We start from the raw sequence: 23,559 nt of genomic DNA, 5'->3' as shown, positions 1-23,559 counted from the left end.
GACGTCGGCGCGGATCACTCAGCGCACGTCGTCGTCCACCCAGTCCATCGACTTCTCGACGGCCTTGTGCCAGAGTCGCAGCCTCCGCTCGCGCTCGGCTTCATCCATCGCCGGGCTCCAGCGCCTGTCCTCGCGCCAGTTCGCGGTGAGGTCGTCGAGTCCGTTCCAGAAGCCGACGGCCAGACCTGCGGCATAGGCTGCGCCGAGGGCCGTCGTCTCGGCGATCACGGGACGCACGACCGGCACGCCGAGGATGTCGGCCTGGAACTGCATGAGGGCGTCATTGGCGACCATGCCTCCGTCGACCTTCAACTCCCTCAAAGCGGCGTCGGTGTCGCTGTTCACCGCGTCGAGCACGTCGCGCGTCTGGAACGCCACGGACTCGAGGGCGGCGCGGGCGAAGTGGTTCCTGTTCGAGAAGCGGGTGAGGCCCACGATCGCGCCGCGGGCATCGGGCCGCCAATAGGGTGCGAACAGCCCCGAGAACGCCGGCACGATGTGCACACCGCCGTTGTCCTCGACGGCCGCCGCGAGAGTCTCGACCTCCGCGGCCGACTTGATGATGCCGAGCTGATCGCGCAGCCACTGGATGAGCGACCCGGTCACCGCGATGGACCCCTCGAGGGCGTAGTGGGCGGGCGCATCGCCGAGCTTGTAGCCCACGGTGGTGAGCAGCCCGTTCGACGAGTGCACGATCTCCTCGCCGGTGTTGACGATCAGGAAGCAGCCGGTGCCGTAGGTGTTCTTGCTCTCACCTGTCGCGAACGCGGCCTGGCCGAACGTGGCGGCCTGCTGGTCTCCGAGGATGCCCGAGATCGGCGTCTCACGCAGCAGCGAGTGCGTCTCGGCTGTGCCGTACACCTCGGAGGAGGAGCGGATGCTCGGCAGCATCGACCGCGGCACGCCGAACTCGGCGAGGATGTCGTCGCTCCAGTCCAGGGTCTCGAGGTCCATGAACAAGGTGCGGGACGCGTTGGTGACATCCGTCGCGTGCACGCCGCCGTTGACGCCGCCGGTGAGGTTCCACAGCACCCAGGTGTCGGTCGTGCCGAACAGCAGGTCGCCGGCTTCGGCCCTGGCCCGTGCGCCCTCGACGTTCTCCAGGATCCAGACGATCTTCGTGCCGGAGAAGTAGGTGGCGAGAGGCAGGCCGACGATCTGCTTGAACCGATCGACGCCCACGGAGCCCGCGAGACGTTCGACGATGTCCTGCGTTCGGGTGTCCTGCCAGACGATCGCGTTGTACACCGGCTTGCCGGTGGTGCGGTCCCACACCACCGCGGTCTCGCGCTGGTTGGTGATGCCGACACCCGCGATATCGTGTCGGGTCAGGTGCGCCCGCGTGAGCGCGAGTCCGATGACCTCCTGCACGTTGTGCCAGATCTCCGCGGGATCGTGCTCCACCCAGCCTGCCTGGGGGAGGATCTGCCGGTGCTCCTTCTGGCCGGACGAGACGATCCGTCCGGCACGATCGAAGATGATGGCGCGGCTCGACGTCGTGCCCTGATCGATCGCGATCACGTGGTCGGGCATGGGGGTGCTCCTTCAGCTCAGGTGGTGGTGCGGTCCGATGCGGAACTCGTCGATCAGGTGTTGGACCACCTTCCGGAGGTCTCCGCCGGTCCTGTCAGCGACGGCGAGCTGCCGCTGGTAGCTCGCCCCTGTGTCGAGGATCGAGCCGACCCGCGCGAACTCCGCGCCGCAGCGCAGATCGACGGCGACCGGCGCGAGTGTTTCGAGCAGCTCGACCAGATGCTCGCGCACCGGGCGTTGCGCCCCTGAAGCATCGACGATGACCGTGGCATCCAGTCCGTATCGTGCCGTGCGCCACTTGTTCTCGCGGTGGTACCAGGGCTGCAGCACGGGCAGCGTCTCGCCGTCGTCCAGCCGGCGGGAGAGGTGCTCGACCAGCACCTGGGTGAGCGCGGCGATGGCGGCGAGCTCGCGCAGCGTGGACATGCCATCGCAGGCGCGCACCTCGATCGTGCCCCAGCGCGGCGCGGGTCTGATGTCCCATCGCACCTCGGTCGCGTCCGACATGACGCCGGTGCGCACCATGTCGTCGAGGTATCCCTCGTACTCGGCCCAGGTGCGCAGCGGCCAGGGGAGCCCCGCAGTCGGCAGCTGCTGGAAGACGAGGGCGCGATTGGAGGCGTAGCCGGTGCGCTCGCCCGCCCAGAACGGACTGGAGGCCGCCAGCGCCTGCATGTGCGGCAGATAGGCGCTCAGCGCGCCCACGAGCGGCAGAACCTTGTCGCGATCCTCGACGCCGACGTGCACATGGATGCCCCAGATCATCATGTTGCGACCCCACCACTGGGTGCGCTCGATGAGCGAGTGGTACCGCGTCTTGTCCGTCACCCGCTGGTCGTACCACTGCGCGAACGGGTGGCTCCCGGCGGAGAGCAGCTCGATGCCGGCCGGATCCGTGGCCGCACGGACCTCGCGGATGGCAGCCGAGATGTCGCCGATGGCCTCGGCGACCGTGGCGCCGACACCGCTGGTCACTTCGACGGTGTTCGTGAGCAGCTCGCCGGTGACGGTGTGCCGGCTGGTGGCGGTCGCTGCCTCGAGGGCGTCGAGCAGTTCGGGCGCGCGGCCCACCAGATCGCCGGTGTTCGGGTCGGCGAGCATGACCTCCCACTCGACACCGACCGTCGAGCGTGCGGAATCGGCGAAGGCGATCGTCACGAGCACAGTCTGACATGCAGGGATGCTCCGACACGCGCCTCTGTGACGGTTCGCGACAGGCGCCGTGATCTGGCAGAATAGAGGGTCGGACGACGTGCTCGACCCTCTATCCAGCGCGCCATCCCCCATTCAGAGCTTCCACCGGGTGTGCACCCCACGCTCCAGGTGACCGGTTCGTCTTCCTTCCACACCATTCAGGAGAATCGTGTCTGTCAAGATTCGTCTCAAGCGCTTCGGCAAGATCCGTGCGCCGTACTACCGCATCGTCGTCGCCGACTCGCGCACCAAGCGCGACGGTCGCGTGATCGAGGAGATCGGCAAGTACCACCCCACCGAGGAGCCCTCGTTCATCGAGGTCGACTCCGAGCGTGCGCAGTACTGGCTCTCCGTCGGCGCTCAGCCGACCGAGCAGGTCGCCGCCATCCTCAAGATCACCGGTGACTGGGGCAAGTTCAAGGGTGACAAGGACGCGAAGTCCACCCTCAAGGTCGCCGACGAGAAGAAGGCCTTCGAGGCCGACTCCTCCAAGAAGTCGGTCATCAAGCCCAAGGCCGAGAAGAAGGCCGAGGAGCCCGCTGAGGCTCCCGCCGAGGACGCGGCCGAGGCCGCTGCCGACGCAGAGTAATCCGCTGTGCTCGCCGCCGCGCTCGAACACGTCGTCAAGGGGATCGTCGATCACCCGGACGATGTCCGCATCACCGCATCCGCGTCGTCCCGTGGCGACCTCCTCGAGGTGCACGTGCACCCGGATGACCGTGGTCGCGTGATCGGGCGCGGCGGCCGCACCGCCAAGGCGCTGCGTACGCTGATCGCAGCTCTCGCCGACGGCCGTCGTGTCCGCGTCGACGTCGCGGACGACTGACGTGGCTCAGGAACGCAATCAGCTCCGCGTCGGACGCCTGCTGAAGGCCCACGGTCTCAAGGGCGGGCTCAAGCTCGAGCTCTACACCGATGACCCGGCCCGCCGCTTCGTCCGCGGCGCCGAGTTCACCCTGCAGGTGCCGGAGGCCTCCGTCTGGCACGGCAAGACCCTCACTGTGCGCGAGTACCGCGTCATGAACGGCAGCTCCGTCGTCTTCTTCGACGATGTCGAGGACCGTGACGCCGCCGAATCGCTCGTGCGTGCCATTCTCTGGATCGATCAGGACCCCGACGAGGTCGAGGACGACGCCTGGTACGACCACCAGCTCGCCGGTCTCGACGTCGTGCGTGATGACCAGGTCATCGGCCGCGTCGTGCGCATCGAGCACATGCCCGCGCAGGACCTGCTGATCGTCAAGGCAGCGGACCGCGAGGTCATGGTGCCGTTCGTCAAGGCGATCGTGCCGACCGTCGACGTCGCCGCCGGGCGCATCGTCGTCACCCCGCCGCCCGGACTCTTCGAGGAGCTCCCGACCGCGGATGCGGCCGCCGAGACGAACGCTGACGGCGGCTCCGCCGCCGAGTGACGCGATCATGCGCATCGACGTCGTCTCGATCTTCCCGTCGTACTTCGACGGCCTGACGCTCTCACTGCTCGGCAAGGCGCAGGATGCCGGCATCCTCGACCTTCAGGTGCACGACCTGCGCGATTGGACGCACGACCGGCACCGCACCGTGGATGACACTCCGTACGGCGGGGGAGCGGGCATGGTCATGAAGCCGGAGCCCTGGGGTGCTGCGCTCGATGAGCTCGCTTCTTCCTCGGTTCCTGAGCGCCCTTCGTCTCGCTCCGCTGGCTCAGGAACCGCTGAGCGGCCGACCATCATCTTCCCCTCACCGGCGGGCGAGGTGTTCACGCAGGCGACCGCCCGCGATCTCGCCACGCGCGAGCACCTGATCTTCGGCTGCGGCCGCTACGAGGGCATCGACGAGCGGGTCTTCGAGTACGCCGCCTCGCTCGGCGAAGTGCGTCTGATCAGCCTCGGCGACTACGTGCTCAACGGCGGCGAAGTCGCTGTCATGGCGATGACCGAGGCGATCGGTCGGCTCATCCCCGGCGTCGTCGGCAACCCAGAGAGCCTGGTCGAGGAGTCGCACGAGGACGGGCTTCTCGAGTACCCGTCGTACACCAAGCCGTCGATCTGGCGTGAGCGGTCGGTGCCCGACATCCTGCTCAGCGGCAACCACGGCGCCATCGCCGCCTGGCGGCGCGAGCAGCAGATCGAGCGGACCCGCGCCCGACGTCCCGACCTGCTCGACGGCTGAGCGAACCGCCCGGTCAGAGCTCGCTGGACAGCGGGACCTCGCCCGTCCGGGCGTCCGACGCGGACGCATGTCGCGCTGTCCGCTCGGTACGGGGGCGTCGGAGACGGAGCACGATGAAGACCGTCACGGCGATGGCTACCGCGCCGATCACGACGTTCTGCGCTACGTCCACATATTGCTCGACCACGTGCCAGCCGCTGCCGAGGAACCATCCGCACAGGATGAACACGGTGTTCCAGATCAGGCTGCCCGCGACGGTGAGCAGTGCGAATCGGGGCAGCGGCATCCTCAGGACCCCGGCTGGGATCGAGATAAGACTGCGGAAGATGGGGATGAACCGGCCGAGGAACACCGCCTTGCCGCCGTGTCGCTGAAACCAGGCGACCGTCCGATCCACGTCTCCGACTGAGATCAGCGGCATCCGATCCGCGATGCGACGCAACCGGGTAAGGCCGAGCCAGGCCCCCAGGCCGTACAGCGCCATCGCGCCGACGAGGGACCCGAGCGTCGTCCACACGATCGCCTCCCAGAGCGCGAAGGCGCCCTGATGGGCCGCAAGTCCCGCCATGGGCAGGATCGCCTCGCTGGGCAGCGGCGGGAACAGGTTCTCCAATGCGATCGCGATCCCCGCGCCGACCGGACCGATGACATCCATCAACGACACGACGGCATCGATCAGCCAGCCCAGCCAGGATCCGTCGGCGGCCGTCGATTCGGTCGTCATCTGCTGGCGTCCCCTCGGCTTCCATCGGGCTGCTGTCCCGTGCGAGCCTAGGCCGCCCGCTTCTGAGCGGCCTGGGAGCGGGCCGGGGCGATCTCATTGATAACGTCGGGAGCATGGCACTTCAGACGTCGGCGAAGCAGGCTCGCAGTGGATTCCTCGGGCGGACCTCATGAGGCTCTGGTCGCCGCATCCGCGATATCTGGACCGCCAGGCGCTTGTGGCGTGCTGGCGTGAGGCGCTGCTTGCACAGGCGGTGCTCGCGGGGAGAACCGCGGGCTACCGGAATCACCCGCAGCTGGACCGATTCCGAGACCGACCGGAGCCCCTCGCCGCTATCGGGATGTTCCTGTCCGCGGTCGCCGACGAGGCGGATGCGCGCGGCTACCGCTTCGACCGCGCGCGCATCGACCTGCCCGGCGGGAGCGACGGCAGCATCGAGGTGACCTCGGGTCAGCTGGACGCCGAGTGGCGCCATCTGATGGGCAAGTTCGCTCAGCGCAGCCCGGAGCTGCAGGTGCGGTGGTCGTCCGTGGGCACACCGGAGCCGCATCCGCTCTTCACCGCGGTCCCCGGCGGCATCGCGGACTGGGAACGCGCGCGCTGAGCGGCGGCTGCGTCTTCAGCCGCTGCATTCCCGGCTGCCGACGTGCCGCAGGAGTCAGTCGACGCCGAGGAAGCTGCGGTCGGTGAGGATGATCGGACCGTCGGAGGTGATCGCGACGGTGTGCTCGGAGTGCGCACCGCGCGAGCCGTCCGCGCTGCGCAGCGTCCATCCGTCCGGGTCGGTGACGAGCTCGTCGGTGGTCGCGAGGAACCACGGCTCGAGCGCCATGACCAGACCGTCGCGCAGCGGGAAGCCGCGTCCGGCGCGGCCGTCGTTGGGCACGTGCGGGTCGCCGTGCATGATGCGGCCGACCCCATGGCCCCCGAAGTCGGTGTTGATCGAGTAGCCCTCGCCGTACGCGACCTCGGCGATCGACGCGGAGATGTCGCCGATCCGGTTGCCGACGGTGGCCGCGGCTATCGCAGCGTCCAGTGCGCGCTCGGTGGTGTCGATCAGGCGCAGGTCCTCCTCGCGCGCGGTGCCCACGACGAAGGAAACCGCGGAGTCGGCGACCCAGCCGTCGACGGACACGGCGAAATCGAGGGAGACGAGGTCGCCGTCGCGGAGGACGTAGTCGTGCGGGAGGCCGTGCAGGACGGCGTCGTTGATGGACGTGCAGATGACCTTGCCGAACGGGCCGTTTCCGAACGACGGCGCGTAGTCGATGTAGCAGGACTCCGCACCGGCCTTGCGGATGAGGTCGTGGGCGCGGCGGTCGATGGCCAGCAGATTGGTGCCGACCTTGGTCTCGTCGCGCAGCGTCGCGAGCGTCTCGGCCACGAAACGGCCGGCGGCGCGCATCTCATCGATCTCGGCGGGGGTGCGCAGTTCGATCATCGGGGTGTCCCTTCTCCGGACATCGTCAGGATGCCCGGCATCCATTCTCCCCGATTCATATGTCACGATGCTCACAGCGAACGGAGCGCCGCGCGACCTTTCGCGGCCGTACCATCGGAGTATGTGGCTTCGCAGCGCGTTCTTCCGGTGGCTCTTCCCGGCGGCGATCGTGCTGCCGCTGTGGCTGCTGATCGGCTGGGGCGTCTTCCAGTCCGGGGGATGGGCCTTCCTCTGGGTGATCCTCATCGCGGCGCCTTCGGTGCTCGTCGGCGAGATCGTGCTCACCCTGCTCACCCGCGCGCGTCCGTCGGTGCGGGCGGAGCGGGCCGTCTCGTGGTGGGATGTGCTGGGCTTCGGCGTCTGGCATGCGCTCACGATCGCGGTCGGGTTCTTCCCCGACGGCGGCTTCGGATGGCTGCTGACCGGCGCGATCGCCGCATGGCTCGCGCTGTTCTGGCTTCAGCTCTGGCAGCTCTGGAGCGAGGCGAAGGGCAGCGGCTTCAGCATCCGCGAGACGGCGACCTGGTCGACCGTCACGCCGGGCGCGCGCAGCGCGAGCGAGCCCGACGTGATCATCGTGCAGGAGAACGACCACAGGGACTGACTCGTTTTTGCCGGTTCGGCGATCCATGGCAGAATAGATTCTCGTGCCGTGACCCGGCTCTGCCTCAGGGGAGCCCGCGGACGCCTTGTGCGCCGTTCGACACACATCAACGTATTCCTTCCTAGATGCATCCGACCTGTGGCGAGTGCAGAGAGAGACGATCATGCAGATCCTCGACGCCGTCGACGCGGCTTCGCTCCGTAGCGACATTCCCGAATTCTTCCCCGGTGACACGGTCAACGTGCACGTGAACATCACCGAGGGCACCCGCTCCCGCGTCCAGGTCTTCAAGGGCGTCGTCATCGGCCGCCAGGGCGACGGCGTGCGCGAGACCTTCACGGTCCGCAAGATCAGCTTCCAGGTGGGCGTCGAGCGCACCTTCCCGGTGCACTCGCCGGTGATCGACCACATCGAGGTCGTCACCCGCGGTGACGTGCGCCGCGCGAAGCTGTACTACCTGCGCAACCTGCGCGGCAAGAAGGCCAAGATCAAGGAGAAGCGCGACAACTGATCGCAGCTCTTCTGAAAGCACCCCGGGACACGCGTCCCGGGGTGCTTTCGTCCTGTCAGGATGTGCGACCCTTGTTAGTGCCGTCTGCGTACGGTGCACCCGACGCGAAGGATGGAAATGACGACTGAAGCCGCTCCTGCTGCCGCCACTTCGAAGCGGCGTCGCGGCGTCCTCGTCTTCCTGCGCGATCTGCTGGTGATCATCGTCATCGCCGCGCTCGTGTCGTTCGTCGTCAAGTCGTTCGTGGTGCGCTCGTTCTACATCCCCTCCGGGTCGATGGAGCGCACGCTGCTGATCAACGACCGCATCCTGGTCGACGAACTCACGCCCCGCTGGACCGGCTACGACCACGGCGACGTCGTGGTGTTCAAGGACCCGGGCGGCTGGCTCCCGCCGATGCCGGCTGAGCCGCCTCAGCCGCCGCTGATCAAGGCGATCGACGGTGTCCTGACCTTCATCGGTCTGTCCGCGTCGGACTCGCAGGACCACCTCGTGAAGCGGCTGATCGGACTGCCCGGCGACCACGTGGTGTGCTGCAACGCGGTGGGGCAGATCACGATCAACGGCGCCCCGATCGATGAGTCGTCGTACCTGAACCTTCCGACGGGCGACAAGAGCGCCTCGGACACGCCCTTCGATGTCACTGTGCCGGAGGACTCGCTGTGGGTGATGGGGGACAACCGCACCCGCTCGCAGGACTCGCGCGCGCACCAGGAGCTTCCCGGTGGCGGGTTCGTGCCGCTCGACAACGTCGTGGGCCGTGCCTTCCTGCTCACCTGGCCGCTGGACCGCTTCGGCCTGATCGACACGCAGGACGACGTGTACGCCGGAGTGCCAGAGCCGAAGAAATGACCGTCGTCGCACCTCGGCTCACGCTGGAGAGGTCGCTGCTCAAGGAGTACGACCTCATCATCGCGCTCGACGAGGTGGGCCGCGGAGCGCTGGCCGGGCCCGTCGCCGTCGGCGCAGCCGTGATGGATGCCGCCGGCGCGCGGCGCCGGGTGCCGGAGGGGCTGCGCGACTCGAAGCTGGTCACGGAGCGTCGACGCCCCGATGTCGCGTCCCGCGCGGCCGCGTGGGTGGTCGCCTCGGACGTGGGATGGTCCAGCGCCGCAGAGATCGACGAGATCGGCATCATGCGTGCGCTGGGGCTCGCCGCCTCGCGTGCGATCACCGGGGTGCTCGGCACGGACGCCGTGAGCGAGCGCACCCTGGTGATCCTGGACGGGAACCACGACTACGTGTCGGCTGTGCATCCCTCCCGGCTGCAGGTCCGGCCCGTGATCAAGGCCGACCGCGACTGCGCCTCGGTCTCCGCCGCGTCCGTCATCGCGAAGGTCGCGAGGGACACGCTGATGGTCGAGCTGCACGAGGAGCATCCTGCCTATCAGTGGGAGCGCAACAAGGGCTACGCGAGCGCCGAGCATCGTGCGGCGATCCGCGAGCTCGGGCTCTCGTCGTGGCATCGGGCGTCCTGGGCGATCTCGGACGCCCCCACGCTGTTCTGAGCGGCCCTGGGCCGCAGCGGCGGCGAAGGCCTCATAGGATGGAAGCATCATGGATGACGATGCATTCGACGACTACGACCGCGAGCTAGAGGTCGCACTGTTCCGCGAGTACCGCGATGTCGTCTCGCAGTTCCAGTACGTCGTCGAGACCGAGCGCCGGTTCTACCTCGCCAACGAGGTCAGCGTGGTCCGTCGCGACACCGAGCACGACTTCTACTTCGAGATCTCGATGACGGATGTCTGGGTCTGGGACATCTACCGTGCCGACCGGTTCGTGAAGGCGGTACGGGTGCTGACGTTCAAGGACGTCAACGTCGAGGAGCTGCAGCGTCGCGAGTTCGAGCTGCCCGAGGAGCTGTCGCTCGACGGCAAGTAGTCATCCACAGGAGCGACTCGACTCGAGGTTCTCCTGATCCGCCGTAGGCGACGCGGATTCCGTCCTCCAGGACGTACGGCGTCTTCAGGATGCTGTCCTCCATGGCAGCGAAGGATGAGCTCGGCAGAGCGGGTGAAGAGCGAGCAGCGGCGTACCTCCGCAGCAACGGCTACGACGTCGTGGACCGCAACTGGCGGTGCGACCAGGGCGAGGTCGACATCGTCGCACTCCGCGGCGATCGCGTGATCGTCGTCGAGGTCAAGACGCGCCGCAGCGATCGCTACGGGCATCCGTTCGAGGCGATCGACGACCGCAAGCGTCGTCGGCTGTGGCGCCTGGCGTTCGCCTGGGCGCAGGCGCACCCCGAGATCGCTCGCCGCCGCACGATCCGACTCGACGCCATCGGCCTCATCGGCGCGGATGCCGCGACGGCATCGCTCGAGCATCTGACGGACCTGTTGTGAGCACCGCGCGCACCTGGGCCGTGGCGCTCACCGGCGTGGACGGCCATCTCGTCGAGGTGGAGGCCGACGTCTCGAACCAGACTCCCGAGTTCAAGATCATCGGTCTGCCGGACAAGGCGCTCGGAGAGGCCGTCCAGCGCGTGCACAACGCCTGCGCGAACGTCGGCCTGGATCTGCCGAGGCGCCGGATGACGGTGAACCTGTCGCCGGCGAGCCTGCCCAAGCACGGATCCGGGTTCGATCTGAGCATCGCCGTCGCGACGCTCGCGGCCAGCAGGTCGCTGCCAGGACGCGCGATCAGGCAGGTGGTGCACATCGGCGAGCTCGGCCTGGACGGACGACTGCGCCCGGTCGCGGGTGTCCTGCCGGCGGTGTACTCCGCGGTGCAGGCGGGCTTCTCGCACGTCGTCGTGCCGGTGGCGAACGCCGAGGAAGCGCGGCTGGTGCCCGGCATCGAGGTGCACGGAGCCGCTTCCCTCGCCGAGGTGGCGGTCATGCACGGAGCGGACATCGAGGTTCCGGTGGTCGAACCGGTGACCGTCGATGCGGCGGATGCCGTGCACGCCGAGCTGCTCGACCTTGCCGACGTGATCGGTCAGGATGACGCCGTCGAAGCGCTGATCGTCGCGGCGGCGGGCGGTCACCACCTGCTGCTCAGCGGACCACCGGGCGCGGGCAAGACGATGCTCGCACGCCGGCTGCCCGGCATCCTCCCGCAGCTCTCCGACGAGGAGGCGCTCGAGGTGGCCGCGATCCGATCGCTGTGCGGCGACCCGGTCCTGACCCTGGACCGCACGCCTCCTCTCGAGGCACCGCATCACTCGGCTTCCATGGCTTCGTTGGTGGGCGGCGGATCTCGGCAGGCGCGGCCCGGCGCGATCGTGCGCGCTCACCGGGGCGGACTGTTCCTGGACGAGGCTCCGGAGTTCCAGCGAGCCGCGTTGGACGCGCTGCGGCAGCCGCTGGAGTCAGGGCGCATCGAGGTGCACCGCGCCGGCTTCACCGCGAGCTTCCCGGCGCGGTTCCAGCTGATCATGGCGATGAATCCGTGCCCGTGCGGCAACTACGGGGTGCGCGGCGCCGAGTGCATCTGCCCGCCGATGGCGATCAGACGGTACTCGTCGAAGCTGTCAGGGCCGCTGCGCGACCGGATCGACATCGAGCTGCAGGTCGCGAGGGTCGCAGCCTCCCGAGTCACCGCCACGGAACGCTCGATGATCACCACGGCGCAGGCACGTGAGCGCGTCGTGCAGGCGCGGGCCGCGGCATCGTCGCGGTGGGCGGGTACGCCGTGGCGGCGCAACGCCGAGGTGCCGGGGGAGCGGATGCGGCAGGGCGCACTGCGCCTGCCATCCGCCGTCCGCATGCCGCTGGACCGCGCTCTCGAACGCGGCGGGCTGACGCTGCGCGGATATGACCGGACCCTGCGCTTGGCGTGGTCGATGGCCGATCTCGCCGGGCGTGGCTCCCCGGACTCCGACGATGTGGGCCGCGCACTGTTTCTGAAGAGAGGACTTCTGGCATGAGGACGATGACCACGGCGAGCCTGGTCGCCGATGAGCAGGTGCTGCGAGCGGCGGAACGGCTGCGACCCGACGTCGACCCGGTGGAGGTCGCGGCCCGCGCAGCCTGGTCGGTGCTGACAGAACCCGGCGACGGTGTCGCGGGTGTTCTTGTGGCGGCGCTCGGCCCGCAGGGAGCGCTCGATCAGGCGCTCTCGGATGCCGTGTTGCGGACCCCCATCGAACTGGTCGGTTCGACGGCGATGAACGACGCGGTGGCGCGCTGGATGCCACGGGCCGACACCCGTGCGGTGGTGAACGCGCTTCGCGATGCGGACGCGGTCGGCGCACGGATGCTTCTTCCGGAAGACCCGGAATGGCCCGCGGGGCTCGAGGATCTCGGCCCGCATGCGCCCCTGGTGCTCTGGGTGCGCGGATCGAGCGCGGCCCTGGTCGCGGAAGAAGCGGTGTCGATCGTCGGAGCGCGGGCATCGACGGGATACGGCGAGAGCATCGCCGCGGAGTTCGCCGGCGACCTCGCCGCCACGGGCGTGTGCGTCGTGTCCGGCGGCGCCTACGGCATCGACGGCACCGCCCACAGGGCTGCCCTCGGTGTCGGCGGGACCACGGTCGCGTTCCTGGCCGGGGGAGTGGATCGCAGCTACCCCGCCGGGCATCAGCAGCTCTTCGAGCGGATCCGTGCGGGCGGGGCGGTGGTGAGTGAGGTCCCCTGCGGGGCCGCCCCCACGAAGTGGAGATTCCTCCAGAGAAACAGACTCATCGCGGCCGCCGGCCTCGCGACGGTCGTCGTCGAAGCCGGGCGGCGCAGTGGAACTCTGAACACCGCCGGGCATGCCTCGGAGCTGGGGCGGCCGCTGGGAGTTGTTCCTGGCCCGATCAGCTCGGCGGCATCCGCAGGCTGCCACCGTCTGCTCAGGGAGTTCAATGCCATCTGTGTCACCTCCGCCGCGGAAGTGCGCGAGCTGTGGGCCGAGGCGGCGCCTGCGCTGCCGAGCACTTCGACGACCGATCCGCACCGAGTGCGTCTGCTGGACGCGCTGAGCACCCGCTCGCCGAGGGATGTGCAGGAGCTGGCGCGTCGCAGCGGGATGGACGCGGAGCGGGTTCGCAGCATCCTCGGTCTGATGGACCTCGAGGGCGGAGCGGCACGACGGCAGACGGGGTGGATCCGCACCCCGTGATCCTGGGGCTGAGGCCGGGGAGCGTATGGTGGTTCCATGCGCTCCTCGTCCTCCCTCTCGTGGTGGTGGCTGCACTAGCAGTCGGACGCATTCACTCGCGCGCGCTGCACGGCAGCCCGCGCGATCGCGGACCGATCCATCCGTGCAGCCCTGACCCAGGAGCAACACATGGATTCCTTCTCCGCCACCGCAGCGCGGATGCCGGCCCTCCGCGCCGAGATCAGCGCACACCCGCAACGACATCGCATCCTCACCGGTGAACGGCCGACCGGCCGACTTCATCTCGGCCATCTGCTCGGCACGATCCTCGAAAGGGTCCGCCTGCAGCAGGCGGGCGTCGAGACGCTCGTCGTGGTCGCCGACTACCAGGTGATCACAGACCGTGATTCGATGGGCGACATCGTCTCGAATGTCCACGGTGTGATCAAGGACAACCTCGCCGCCGGTCTCGACCCGGAGCGGACGACGATCTTCACGCACTCTGCCGTTCCTGAGCTGAACCAGCTCATGCTGCCGTTCCTCAGCCTGGTGTCCGAGGCCGAACTGCACCGCAACCCGACGGTGAAGGCCGAAGCCGCGGCCGCAGGACGCGCGCTCAGCGGCCTCCTCCTGACCTACCCCGTGCATCAGGCGGCCGACATCCTGTTCTGCAAGGGCACGTTGGTGCCGGTGGGCAAGGACAACCTGCCTCACGTGGAGATCGCCCGGCAGATCGCCCGCCGGTTCAATGAACGGTACGGCTCCGTGTTTCCGGAACCCGAGGGGCTGATCACTGCTGCGCCGGAGCTGCCCGGCCTGGACGGGCGCAAGATGTCGAAGAGCTACGGCAACGCGATCGCGCTCGGCATGACCGCGGACGAGACGACGGCGGTCATCCGGAGGGCGCGGACTGATTCCGAGCGGCGGATCACCTACGACCCGGAGCGGCGGCCAGGCGTCTCCGCGCTGCTGGACACCGCCGCCGCCTGCCTCGGCACGAGCCCGGCCGAGATCGCCGACGAGATCGGAGTCGCGGGGAGCGGCGCACTGAAGAGCCTCACCGCTGCCGCGGTCAACGAATTCCTCGCCCCGCTCCGTGAGCGGCGCGCGGCGATCGACACAAGGACGGTGTCCGACGTGCTCAGCGCCGGCAACGCGCGTGCCAGGCAGATTGCCGCCGCCACGCTGGAAGACGTGCGATCGGCGATGGGCATGGCGTACTGACCGGGCCGGCCGCCCGGGCCAGACTGGAGGGGTGCGGTACGCGGAGGCGGTCGAGGCGTTCGTCGTGCATCTGGAACGGGTGCGTCGGCTCTCGCCGGCGACCGTGCGCGCGTACCGCTCCGATCTCGGCGACCTCGGTGGAATCGCCGGCGATCGGGAACTGGCGGACATCGATCTCGAGCTGCTTCGCGAGTGGCTCTGGCGCGCGACGCAACGCGGTGACGCGCGCACGACGCTGGCCAGACGGGCTGCCGCCGCGCGCTCGTTCTTCCGCTGGGCGAAGGACGAGGACCGCATCGCCGCCGACCCGAGTCTGCGACTCGTGACGCCCAAGCTGGCCAGGACGCTTCCTGTCGTCGCCTCGAAGGACGGCATGCGCGAACTGCTGGATGCGGAGAAGGATGCCGCGGCGCAGGGCGATCCCGTCGCACTGCGCGATCATGCGATCCTCGAGCTGCTCTACGGCTCGGGCATGCGGGTGTCCGAACTGTGCGGTCTCGACGTGGACGACCTCGATATGGAGCGCGGTACGGCACGCGTACTCGGCAAGGGCGCGAAGGAGCGGGTGGTGCCGTACGGCGCTCCTGCGCGGGATGCGGCCGCGGCGTATCTGACGCGGGCGCGCCCGGCGCTCCTGGCGCGCACGGAGACCCCCACGCCGGCGCTCCTGCTCGGCAGCCGAGGGGGCCGGATCGGGCCGCGCACCGTGTACGCGCTCGTCGCCCGCGTGCTGGCGCCCATCGTCGGGGCCGAGACCGTCGGGCCGCACGCGCTGCGGCACACCGCTGCCACCCACCTGCTCGACGGCGGCGCGGATCTGCGCGCGGTGCAGGAGATCCTCGGTCACGCGAGTCTGGGCACCACCCAGATCTACACGCACGTCTCCGCCGAGCGGCTCACGGCGGCGTACCGTCTGGCGCATCCGCGGGCCTGACCCGGCTATCCGCCATCGCAGCACGGATAGAGGATCGCCCGCGGGACGTCCCCGAACAGCGGTCGAGGGTTCACGTACTCGTCGTGCAGACGCACACCCACGTGCACCGTCCCCGGCGCCGCGTGGCCGCCGACGGATGCCTCTGCCATGATCTGCCCTGCCTCGACGATGTCGCCCGGTCCGAGCGCGGACACGACGGGCTCCAGCGTGATCACGTAGCCGTCACCGTGATCGATGGTGAGCACTCCGCGATCGACCACGGTGCCGCGGAAGGCGACGACGCCGGAGGCAGGGGAGCGCAGCGGCCCGATCGCCGCGATGTCCATGCCGCGATGTCCTGGTCCGTAGCGATGCGCCGGAGCTCGGAAGGGCTCGGTGATCTCGTGGGCACCTTCCACGGGCCAGGTCCACGGGGCGTCGGAGGGGAGCGCGGCATCCGCTGCGGGGCGTGCCGCGCCGGCGGCGACCGGTGGCGGCGCCGGCGACCAGAGGACCGAGCAGGCCAGCAGCGTGCCGATCAGGGCGAGGAAGGGCACGCGGCGCGCACGGCGCCGACGTCCGGCATTCGAACGACTATGTACGATCTCCATGCAGCCAGCCTGATCCCGTGCGTCCCGCCGACGATACGACGGCCTCGGGTCGGGGCAGAACGCGCACCGGAACCGCGCCTGTGGAGGACGGTTCGCCGCCCCGGCATCCTGTACACTTGATCCCGCATCCCCCCTCGGGGATGACTACGCGTGCCCAGAGCGACTTCGGTCGCGGCATCCACTCCCACAGGTCCTGCCTCTCGCGAGGCGGGTGGGATGTGCGCCGGGCACCAGGCATCCGGCCGTCCGGCCGGAGGACAACCTCAACGACGCGAGAGCGTCAGAACCAGGAGACGACCATGGCTGTGGTCACCATCCGCCAGCTGCTCGACAGCGGCGTTCACTTCGGACACCAGACCCGTCGGTGGAACCCGAAGGTGAAGCGCTTCATCCTCACCGAGCGCAGCGGCATCCACATCATCGACCTGCAGCAGTCGCTGGGCTACATCGACAGCGCCTACGACTTCGTCAAGGAGACCGTCGCCCGCGGCGGCACCATCCTCTTCGTCGGCACCAAGAAGCAGGCGCAGGAGGTGCTCGCCGAGCAGGCGACCCGCGTCGGCCAGCCCTACGTCAACCAGCGCTGGCTGGGTGGTCTGCTGACCAACTTCCAGACCATCGCGAAGCGCCTGGCCCGCATGAAGGAGCTCGAGGAGCTCGACTACGAGAACCCGGCTGCCTCGGGCTTCACCAAGAAGGAGCTGCTGCTCAAGAAGCGCGAGCTCGACAAGCTGCACAAGTCGCTGGGCGGCATCCGCAACCTCACCAAGACCCCGTCGGCCCTGTGGGTCGTCGACGCCAAGCGTGAGCACCTCGCGATCGACGAGGCCAAGAAGCTGGGCATCCCGGTGATCGGCATCCTCGACACCAACGCCGACCCGGACGACTTCCAGTACCCGATCCCCGGCAACGACGACGCGATCCGCTCCGTCTCGCTGCTGACCCGCATCATCGCCGACGCCGCGGCCGAGGGCCTGCAGCAGAAGCACAACCCGGAGTCGGGCGACGCCGAGCCGCTGGCCGAGTGGGAGAAGGAGCTTCTCGAGGCGAACGCCACCGAGGCATCCGCTGAAGCCGAGGTCGCTGTCGAGGTCGCCGCTGAGGCAGCCGAGGTCGCCGCTGAGGCGGCCGTCGAGGCCGAGGTCGCCGTCGAGGAGGCCGTCGTCGCCGAGGCCGCCGCCGAGGTCGCCGAGGGCGACTCCAAGTAAGCACCCCCACGCACACATAACGAAGCAAGGAGCCACCACACATGGCCAACTTCACCATCGCCGACATCAAGGCGCTGCGTGAGCAGCTCGGCACCGGAATGGTCGACACCAAGAAGGCGCTCGAGGAGGCGGACGGCGACGTCGCGAAGGCGACCGAGATCCTGCGTCTCAAGGGCGCCAAGGGCAACGCCAAGCGCGCTGACCGTTCGACCAGCGAGGGCCTCGTCGTCGCTCGCGAGCAGGACGGCGCGGTGACGCTGATCGAGCTCACCTGCGAGACCGACTTCGTCGCGAAGAACGAGAAGTTCATCGCCCTCGCCGAGAAGGTCGCCGACGCCGCCGCAGCAGCGTCCGCCGACTCGGTCGAGTCGGTGCTGGCCGCCGCTGCCGGCGACCAGACCGTCGAGCAGCTCATCTCGGACGAGGCCGCGATCCTCGGCGAGAAGGTCGAGCTCCGCCGCGTCCGCCGCATCGAGGGCGACGCCGTCGAGGTCTACCTGCACCGCACCAGCAAGGACCTGCCGCCGCAGATCGGTGTCGTCGTCGCGTACAGCGGCACCGACGCCGAGACCGCTCGCAGCATCGCGCAGCACATCTCGTTCGCCGACCCGATCTACCTCACCCGTGAGGACGTCCCCGCGGACGTGGTCGAGAAGGAGCGCGAGATCGTCACCGAGATCTCCCGCAACGAGGGCAAGCCCGAGGCCGCCCTGCCGAAGATCGTCGAGGGCCGCGTGTCCGCGTTCTTCAAGCAGGTCGCACTGCTCGACCAGGACTACGCCAAGGACAACAAGCTGTCCGTCGGCCAGGTCGCGAAGGACGCCGGCATCACGGTGACCGACTTCGCGCGTTTCAAGGTCGGCGCGTAAGCCACGAGAAGGGGTTCGGATCCGCACAGGGTCCGAACCCCTTCTTCATGCCCGCAGGGCATTGCCACTATCGTGATACCGATGAGAGGACTCTCCCAATGACCGAACGCACCGGACGCCGTCGCGTCCTCCTCAAGCTCTCCGGAGAGGCCTTCGGCGGCGGCCAGCTGGGCGTCAATCCCGACGTCGTCAGCGGGATCGCTCGCGACATCGCGGCAGCCATCGACCGCGTCGAGGTCGCGATCGTCGTCGGCGGCGGCAACTTCTTCCGCGGAGCCGAGCTCAGCCAGCGCGGCATGGATCGCGGCCGTGCCGACTACATGGGCATGCTGGGCACCGTCATGAACGCCCTCGCCCTGCAGGACTTCCTCGAGCAGGCCGGCGCACCCACGCGCGTGCAGTCCGCCATCTCGATGACGCAGGTCGCCGAGCCCTACATCCCGCTGCGTGCGGAGCGCCACATGGAGAAGGGGCGCGTCGTGATCTTCGGCGCCGGCGCCGGCCTGCCGTACTTCTCCACCGACACCGTGGCCGCACAGCGCGCCCTCGAGATCGGCGCGCAGGAGGTGCTCGTCGCCAAGAACGGCGTCGACGCGATCTACACCGCAGACCCGAACAAGCACGCCGACGCCGAGAAGATCGAGCGCGTGACCTATCGCGACGCTCTGCAGCGCGGCCTCAAGGTCGTCGACTCCACCGCGTTCAGCCTGTGCATGGACAACAACATGGACATGCGCGTGTTCGGCATGGAGCCTGCCGGAAACGTGACCAAGGCTCTTCTCGGAGACCCGATCGGCACCCTCGTCACCTCCTGACCCGCCCCGCTCGGCGCGGCGTTCAGCGGCCCGCCGGTAGAATTGCCAGAACCCACTCGACGAATGGAGAACCCGTGATCGCGGATGTCCTCGCAGATACCACCTCTCGCATGACGCGGGCGGTCGAAGCCGCCAAGGAGGACTTCGCCACGGTCCGTACCGGGCGCGCGAACCCGCAGATGTTCCAGAAGGTGATGGTCGACTACTACGGCTCGCCGACGCCCCTGGCCCAGCTGGCCTCGCTGGCCAACCCCGAGGCGCGCTCGCTCATCATCACGCCCTACGACAAGTCCGCGCTCAAGGCGATCGAGCAGGCCATCCGGGACATGCCGAACCTCGGTGTCAACCCGACCAACGACGGCAACATCGTGCGGGTCACCATGCCCGAGCTGACCGCCGAGCGGCGCAAGGAGTACGTCAAGCTCGTCCGCACCAAGGGCGAGGACGCCAAGGTCCAGATCCGTGGCATTCGCCGCAAGGCGAAGGACGGCCTGGACGCACTCAAGGCCGAGGTCGGCGAGGACGAGGTCGCCCGCGGCGAGAAGGAGCTCGATGCTCTCACCCGCCAGCACGTCGACCTCATCGACGACGCTCTCAAGCGCAAAGAGGCCGAGCTCCTCGAGGTGTGACAGGGATGTCTGACGATTCTTCCTCGCAGGATCGTCCGCTCACCCGACGAGAGGCTCGGGCTGCGGCGGCGACACCGGCTCAGGACACTCCGCAGGCGGATGCCGCGGATGCCGTGACCCCGGTGCGCGGAGTGCCCGTCGTGGGCGCCCCGCCGGAGCGGCCTGCCCAGGCTCAGACCGCCGCGGCACCGGAGCACACCGAGCCGCCCGCGCAGCCCGTTCAGCCGGGCATCCCGCCTGCCCCGGCCGCTCCGCTGCAGCCCACGCCCGAGCCGGTGCCGCCGGCGGACGGGCCTGCGCCGGCGCCGCGGGCCCCGCAGTCGACGCCGCCCGCAGTGGAGCCCGCGCAGCCCCCGGTCGAGAAGAGCCCTTTCGACACCGCGGACCACAGCGCGATCCGCGAGCAGTGGCGCGCAGCACGCGACGAGCTGGGCTCCCACGTCTCCAATGCCCGTGACCAGTTCGACCAGGCGAACGAGCGCATCAAGGAGCGCACGGGCCGGGATCTGATCGTCGCCATCCTCATCGGAGTCGCCTTCGGTGCAGTGCTGCTGGTGTCGCTGCTGTTCGTGAAATGGCTGTTCGTGCCGATCGCGCTGGCCGCCGGCCTTCTGGGCACCTATGAGCTGTCTCGCGCTCTCAAGGGCGGCGGGCGCCGGATCGACATCGTTCCCCAGCTGATTGCCGCTGCACTCCTGATCCCCACCGGGTACCTGGAGTCGTCCTGGCTGAGCTGGGTGATGCTGTTCGTCTCGGTGACCTTCGTCTGCGTGTGGCGCATGGTCGCCCAGATGGTCGTCGCCGACGGCAGGACGTATGGCGACGTGCTGGCCGATGTGCTCGTGAGCGGTCTCGTGCAGGTGTATGTCCCGCTGCTCACCGCCTTCGCGCTGATGCTGCTTCGGCAGGATCACGGTGAATGGTGGGTCCTCTCCTTCATCGTCGTCGCCGTTGTCGCCGACACGGCGGCATACGCGTCCGGGCTCTCCTTCGGCAAGCATCCGATGGCGCCGCGGATCAGCCCGAAGAAGACCTGGGAGGGCTTCGCGGGTGCGGTCGTGGGATCGCTGCTCGCGGGCGCGCTGCTCGGCGTCTTCCTGCTCGGGATCCCGCTCTGGGGTGGCCTCATCCTCGGCGCCGCGATCCTCGCATCCGCCACACTCGGCGACCTGGGGGAGTCGATGCTCAAGCGTGATCTCGGCATCAAGGACATGAGCTCCTGGCTGCCGGGACACGGCGGCCTGCTGGATCGGCTCGACAGCATTCTGCCCTCGACGGTGCCGGCCTATGCCCTGTACGTCCTGCTGCAACCCTGGATGGTGTCCTGATGACCGCTGATTTCGCCGCACAGTTCGACGACGACGAGTCCGCTCCTCCCGCGTTCTCGCTGACGACCGGGCGCCAGAAGGGCTATCACCGTGCCGCGGTGGACACGTTCCTCGACTCCGCGCGCCGCGCCTTCGAGAGCGGACAGGACGACCTGACGTCCGAGGATGTGCGCGTCGCGTCCTTCCCGCTCGTGAAGGAAGGCTACGACGTCGCAGAGGTGGACTCGGCGCTCGGACGCATCGAGGACGCGTTCGCCGCGCGTGCGCGCGAGCGCATGGTGCGGGCGAAGGGTGTCGAGGCCTGGGTCGCGGACGCCCGCGCCGACGCGCAGGTGATCCTGGATCACCTCGCGCGCGAGCCGAAGCATCGTTTCGCTCGCACCGGTGTGCTGACGTTCGGCTACCGGATCGACGAGGTCGATCACGTCGCAGAGCGGATCACCGGTTTTCTCCGTGACGGAGACGAGCTCAGTGCCGAGCAGGTGCGCAATGCGGCGTTCCGGATGCAGCGCGGCGGCTATCGCGAGGAGCAGGTGGATGCGCTCCTGGACGCGACCGTCGAGGTCATCCTGGCCGTCCGTTGACGCAGGACCGCGCGTTCTCATGGACGTTTCAGGCGGGATCGCATAGACTGACCGGCATCGTGACTCCCGATAACGAATCGATTACGCCTGAACTGCGCCCTGCGAGCGTGGCCTCCGCGAACCCGCGCGGCCGCCGCAGCAAGGCCCGTCGACCGATCGCCGCCGTCGTGGCGAGCATGGCCGTGGTCGGCTTCTCCGCTGCGCTGCTGGCGCCGACCGGGATGGCCGTGGCAGACCCCTCTTCGAGCGCTGAGGATGCCGTCACCGCGTACTCCCTCGCGGAGCAGGAGGGCCAGAACCTGACCGTGACGGTCGCCGGCGCGGATGTCGCCCCGGCCGCGCGCGGCACTTTCGAGGTCTACGTCAAGCCGAAGCCCAAGCCGAAGCCGGTCGTGACGAGCACCGAGAAGTCGGGCAAGTCCTCCTCCGGCAGCGGCGGCGGTTCCGCCGGCACGCCGAAGTACACCGGTGGCGGCTCGAAAGAGCAGTGGATGACGGCGGCCGGGATCGCGAAGAGCGACTGGCCCTATGTCGACTACATCGTCTCGCGAGAGAGTGGCTGGAACCCGAACGCCACCAACAAGTCCTCCGGTGCGTGCGGCCTGGTGCAGGCTCTGCCGTGCAGCAAGGTTCCCGGCAACGGGTACAACCCGGTCGACAATCTCCGCTGGGGCACGGGGTACGCCTCCGGCCGTTACGGCGGCTGGGCGGGCGCCTACGCATTCTGGTCGCGCAACCACTGGTGGTGAGCGGCCGGCATGGCTCGCTCCCGCAGACGGCGACCGGATCCTCGCGCCGCCGATGACTCGCTCGACCGTCTGATCGCAGGCTGGAAGCGCACCGAGACCCGTCGTGGTCAGGAGTGGACCGTGCAGCCGGTGAACGCCGCTCAGGCGCAGAAGGACTACACCTGCCCGGGATGCCGAGGAACGATCTCACCGGGAACCGCGCACCTCGTCGTGTGGCGGGCCGACGGCGTCCTCGGCGATGCTGCGGACCTGGCGGCGCGTCGGCACTGGCACTCGCACTGCTGGAACATCGCCTGAGGCAGCGCCCGGGTCAGCGTTCGTTCATCTTCGGGATGACCACCTGGCGGTAGATGATCAGGATGCTGGCCGCGACCGGAATCGCGATCAGGGCTCCGAGCAGGCCGAGCAGGGAGCCACCCGCCAACGCCGCGATCACGACGACGGCGCCGGGGACGGACACCGCACGGCTCATGATGCGCGGCGAGATGAAGTACGCCTCGATCTGCATGTAGATCAGGTACCAGACCGCCGCTGCGATCGCGGTCGTCGGCGAGGCCAGCCCAGGTATCAGGCACGTGAGCACGATGATGGTCGAGCCCGTCAGCGTCCCCACCAGCGGGATCAGTGAGAAGAAGAACGCGATCACGGCCAGCACTGCGGGGAACGGCGCGTTGATGATCGACAGGAAGATCATGCTCAGGATTCCGTTGATCACGCCGAGCGACACCTGTCCCATGACGTAATAGCCCACGGAGTCGGTGATCTGATCCGCCAGATCGATGAAGCGCTCGCGCTTGGACGCGGGCACGAGCTGGTACACGGAGCGCTTCAGCGAGGGGGTCGAGGCGGTCATGTAGATGGTGAGAACCAGGACGATGAAGGTGCCGAAGAGGCCCGCGGCGACCGCGCCGCCGAAGACGAGCACGCCCTGGCCGATCTTGCTGCCGATCTCGGTGACGTTGGTGTTGAGCCAGTCCTCGACGTAGAGGAAGACGTCGTCGACCTTCAGCATCGGGAAGGTCTGCTTGAGCCAGTCCTTGAAGTCCTCGAACGGCTCGGGCCGCTGCAGCAGCGTCGTGATCTGCTGCACCAACTGTCCGATCTGCTGCACGAACACGGGCAGCACGATCAGGATCACGCCGGTGAGCACCGCGAGCACGGCGATGATCGTCGCGAGCACAGCGGCCCACCGCGGCAGCCAGCGCTCGAGGAAGGTGACCAGCGGATCGAGTCCCAGGCTGATGAACAGCGCGGTGCCGATGTAGAGCAGCACGGTGGAGAGAGTCTGCACGCTGCCGATGAGCACGATCCCCAGTCCCACGCCGAGCGTCGCGACGAGCGCGGTGCGGAACGGACTGACGATCTTCATCGATTCTCCTGACGAGGGTGAACGCCAGCTTATTCTCTCGCGGCAGCCGAGCCTGAACGCGCCGGGGGAGT

General features: G+C 68.7%; 29 protein-coding genes. 23 read left to right on the top strand and 6 right to left on the bottom strand.

The genetic code is table 11. The features are described 5' to 3' along the window. Window positions 1–18: 18 nt before the first annotated feature. Together glpK and ACFVAE_RS03160 are read right to left on the bottom strand one after the other, a co-directional pair. Window positions 19–1,533, bottom strand: coding sequence for a glycerol kinase GlpK (gene glpK / locus ACFVAE_RS03165; protein WP_378887789.1), 1,515 nt, complete (start codon window positions 1,531–1,533; stop codon window positions 19–21). A 12-nt stretch (window positions 1,534–1,545) separates the two neighbouring features. Next, a complete protein-coding gene (locus ACFVAE_RS03160) occupies window positions 1,546–2,691 on the bottom strand; it encodes a glutamate--cysteine ligase (RefSeq protein ID WP_378887787.1) in 1,146 nt (381 codons plus the stop codon). A gap of 205 nt (window positions 2,692–2,896) precedes the next feature. Between ACFVAE_RS03160 and rpsP the strand changes: the two genes are divergently transcribed. Genes rpsP through trmD form a run of 4 tightly spaced genes read left to right on the top strand, consistent with a single transcriptional unit; the run spans window position 2,897 to window position 4,878 of the window. Further along, complete coding sequence (rpsP, locus tag ACFVAE_RS03155; protein ID WP_378887785.1) at window positions 2,897–3,316, top strand: 30S ribosomal protein S16; 420 nt, start codon at window positions 2,897–2,899, stop codon at window positions 3,314–3,316. Window positions 3,317–3,322: 6 nt separating this feature from the next. Next, complete coding sequence (locus ACFVAE_RS03150; RefSeq protein WP_116242719.1) at window positions 3,323–3,553, top strand: RNA-binding protein; 231 nt, start codon at window positions 3,323–3,325, stop codon at window positions 3,551–3,553. Window position 3,554: 1 nt separating this feature from the next. Then, a complete protein-coding gene (gene rimM / locus ACFVAE_RS03145) occupies window positions 3,555–4,139 on the top strand; it encodes a ribosome maturation factor RimM (protein ID WP_378887783.1) in 585 nt (194 codons plus the stop codon). A 7-nt stretch (window positions 4,140–4,146) separates the two neighbouring features. After that, entirely contained in the window at window positions 4,147–4,878 is a 732-nt protein-coding gene (trmD, locus tag ACFVAE_RS03140) for a tRNA (guanosine(37)-N1)-methyltransferase TrmD (protein WP_378887781.1), read from the top strand. 13 nt (window positions 4,879–4,891) lie between these two features. On the opposite strand, the gene ACFVAE_RS03135 is transcribed toward trmD, so the two are convergent. After that, window positions 4,892–5,602, bottom strand: coding sequence for a DedA family protein (locus ACFVAE_RS03135; protein ID WP_378887779.1), 711 nt, complete (start codon window positions 5,600–5,602; stop codon window positions 4,892–4,894). A gap of 169 nt (window positions 5,603–5,771) precedes the next feature. Between ACFVAE_RS03135 and ACFVAE_RS03130 the strand changes: the two genes are divergently transcribed. Then, on the top strand, window positions 5,772–6,206 hold the full coding sequence (locus tag ACFVAE_RS03130; RefSeq protein WP_378887777.1) for a pyrimidine dimer DNA glycosylase/endonuclease V: 435 nt from the start codon (window positions 5,772–5,774) through the stop codon (window positions 6,204–6,206). Between the two features lie 54 nt (window positions 6,207–6,260). On the opposite strand, the gene map is transcribed toward ACFVAE_RS03130, so the two are convergent. Then, complete coding sequence (map, locus tag ACFVAE_RS03125; RefSeq protein ID WP_378887775.1) at window positions 6,261–7,043, bottom strand: type I methionyl aminopeptidase; 783 nt, start codon at window positions 7,041–7,043, stop codon at window positions 6,261–6,263. A 121-nt stretch (window positions 7,044–7,164) separates the two neighbouring features. On the opposite strand from map, the gene ACFVAE_RS03120 reads away from it, so the two are divergent. From ACFVAE_RS03120 to ACFVAE_RS03075, 10 genes are all read left to right on the top strand, one after another. After that, the gene (locus ACFVAE_RS03120) at window positions 7,165–7,647 is read left to right on the top strand and encodes an MFS transporter permease (protein WP_378887773.1); all 483 of its coding nucleotides are present in this window, start codon (window positions 7,165–7,167) and stop codon (window positions 7,645–7,647) included. A gap of 163 nt (window positions 7,648–7,810) precedes the next feature. Beyond that, the gene (rplS, locus tag ACFVAE_RS03115; protein ID WP_378887771.1) at window positions 7,811–8,158 is read left to right on the top strand and encodes a 50S ribosomal protein L19; all 348 of its coding nucleotides are present in this window, start codon (window positions 7,811–7,813) and stop codon (window positions 8,156–8,158) included. Between the two features lie 117 nt (window positions 8,159–8,275). Then, the gene (gene lepB / locus ACFVAE_RS03110; RefSeq protein ID WP_378887769.1) at window positions 8,276–9,010 is read left to right on the top strand and encodes a signal peptidase I; all 735 of its coding nucleotides are present in this window, start codon (window positions 8,276–8,278) and stop codon (window positions 9,008–9,010) included. After that, window positions 9,007–9,666: a ribonuclease HII gene (locus tag ACFVAE_RS03105; protein ID WP_378887767.1), complete on the top strand. Its 660-nt coding sequence runs from the start codon at window positions 9,007–9,009 to the stop codon at window positions 9,664–9,666. The genes lepB and ACFVAE_RS03105 overlap by 4 nt, the downstream gene beginning before the upstream one ends. Window positions 9,667–9,715: 49 nt before the next feature. Beyond that, on the top strand, window positions 9,716–10,042 hold the full coding sequence (locus ACFVAE_RS03100) for a DUF2469 family protein (protein WP_378857602.1): 327 nt from the start codon (window positions 9,716–9,718) through the stop codon (window positions 10,040–10,042). 101 nt (window positions 10,043–10,143) lie between these two features. Further along, on the top strand, window positions 10,144–10,506 hold the full coding sequence (locus ACFVAE_RS03095; protein ID WP_378887765.1) for a YraN family protein: 363 nt from the start codon (window positions 10,144–10,146) through the stop codon (window positions 10,504–10,506). After that, entirely contained in the window at window positions 10,503–12,032 is a 1,530-nt protein-coding gene (locus ACFVAE_RS03090; RefSeq protein WP_378887763.1) for a YifB family Mg chelatase-like AAA ATPase, read from the top strand. The genes ACFVAE_RS03095 and ACFVAE_RS03090 overlap by 4 nt, the downstream gene beginning before the upstream one ends. Beyond that, window positions 12,029–13,210 carry a DNA-processing protein DprA gene (dprA, locus tag ACFVAE_RS03085; protein WP_378887761.1) on the top strand — a complete coding sequence of 394 codons (1,182 nt, stop codon included), beginning with the start codon at window positions 12,029–12,031 and terminating at the stop codon, window positions 13,208–13,210. Before ACFVAE_RS03090 ends, dprA begins: the two co-directional genes overlap by 4 nt. 168 nt (window positions 13,211–13,378) lie before the next feature. Continuing rightward, window positions 13,379–14,413, top strand: coding sequence for a tryptophan--tRNA ligase (gene trpS, locus ACFVAE_RS03080; RefSeq protein WP_378887759.1), 1,035 nt, complete (start codon window positions 13,379–13,381; stop codon window positions 14,411–14,413). A 31-nt stretch (window positions 14,414–14,444) separates the two neighbouring features. After that, entirely contained in the window at window positions 14,445–15,347 is a 903-nt protein-coding gene (locus tag ACFVAE_RS03075) for a tyrosine-type recombinase/integrase (RefSeq protein ID WP_378887757.1), read from the top strand. A 5-nt stretch (window positions 15,348–15,352) separates the two neighbouring features. Here the strand turns inward: ACFVAE_RS03075 and ACFVAE_RS03070 are convergent, their stop codons facing one another. Beyond that, entirely contained in the window at window positions 15,353–15,937 is a 585-nt protein-coding gene (locus ACFVAE_RS03070) for a murein hydrolase activator EnvC family protein (RefSeq protein ID WP_378887755.1), read from the bottom strand. A gap of 299 nt (window positions 15,938–16,236) precedes the next feature. On the opposite strand from ACFVAE_RS03070, the gene rpsB reads away from it, so the two are divergent. From rpsB to ACFVAE_RS03030, 8 genes are all read left to right on the top strand, one after another. Continuing rightward, complete coding sequence (gene rpsB / locus ACFVAE_RS03065; RefSeq protein WP_378887753.1) at window positions 16,237–17,145, top strand: 30S ribosomal protein S2; 909 nt, start codon at window positions 16,237–16,239, stop codon at window positions 17,143–17,145. 41 nt (window positions 17,146–17,186) lie between these two features. After that, on the top strand, window positions 17,187–18,014 hold the full coding sequence (gene tsf / locus ACFVAE_RS03060; protein ID WP_378887751.1) for a translation elongation factor Ts: 828 nt from the start codon (window positions 17,187–17,189) through the stop codon (window positions 18,012–18,014). Between the two features lie 98 nt (window positions 18,015–18,112). Continuing rightward, window positions 18,113–18,829: a UMP kinase gene (pyrH, locus tag ACFVAE_RS03055; protein WP_378887749.1), complete on the top strand. Its 717-nt coding sequence runs from the start codon at window positions 18,113–18,115 to the stop codon at window positions 18,827–18,829. A gap of 74 nt (window positions 18,830–18,903) precedes the next feature. Further along, window positions 18,904–19,458 carry a ribosome recycling factor gene (gene frr, locus ACFVAE_RS03050; RefSeq protein ID WP_378887747.1) on the top strand — a complete coding sequence of 185 codons (555 nt, stop codon included), beginning with the start codon at window positions 18,904–18,906 and terminating at the stop codon, window positions 19,456–19,458. 5 nt (window positions 19,459–19,463) lie between these two features. Then, window positions 19,464–20,786 carry a phosphatidate cytidylyltransferase gene (locus tag ACFVAE_RS03045; RefSeq protein ID WP_378887745.1) on the top strand — a complete coding sequence of 441 codons (1,323 nt, stop codon included), beginning with the start codon at window positions 19,464–19,466 and terminating at the stop codon, window positions 20,784–20,786. Further along, window positions 20,786–21,370, top strand: a complete 585-nt coding sequence (locus ACFVAE_RS03040; protein WP_378887743.1) for a DivIVA domain-containing protein — start codon at window positions 20,786–20,788, stop codon at window positions 21,368–21,370. The genes ACFVAE_RS03045 and ACFVAE_RS03040 overlap by 1 nt, the downstream gene beginning before the upstream one ends. Before the next feature lie 107 nt (window positions 21,371–21,477). Further along, entirely contained in the window at window positions 21,478–22,119 is a 642-nt protein-coding gene (locus ACFVAE_RS03035; protein ID WP_378887742.1) for a transglycosylase SLT domain-containing protein, read from the top strand. 9 nt (window positions 22,120–22,128) lie between these two features. Continuing rightward, on the top strand, window positions 22,129–22,416 hold the full coding sequence (locus tag ACFVAE_RS03030; protein WP_378887740.1) for a hypothetical protein: 288 nt from the start codon (window positions 22,129–22,131) through the stop codon (window positions 22,414–22,416). A 13-nt stretch (window positions 22,417–22,429) separates the two neighbouring features. Here the strand turns inward: ACFVAE_RS03030 and ACFVAE_RS03025 are convergent, their stop codons facing one another. Continuing rightward, window positions 22,430–23,488, bottom strand: coding sequence for an AI-2E family transporter (locus ACFVAE_RS03025; protein ID WP_378887739.1), 1,059 nt, complete (start codon window positions 23,486–23,488; stop codon window positions 22,430–22,432). Window positions 23,489–23,559 lie beyond the last annotated feature (71 nt).

Source organism: Microbacterium sp. NPDC057659 (assembly GCF_042799915.1).
In the GTDB taxonomy this organism is placed as follows: domain Bacteria; phylum Actinomycetota; class Actinomycetes; order Actinomycetales; family Microbacteriaceae; genus Microbacterium.
The sequence above is the reverse complement of the archived record's forward strand: the minus strand, read 5'-3'. Positions and strand labels throughout refer to the sequence as shown.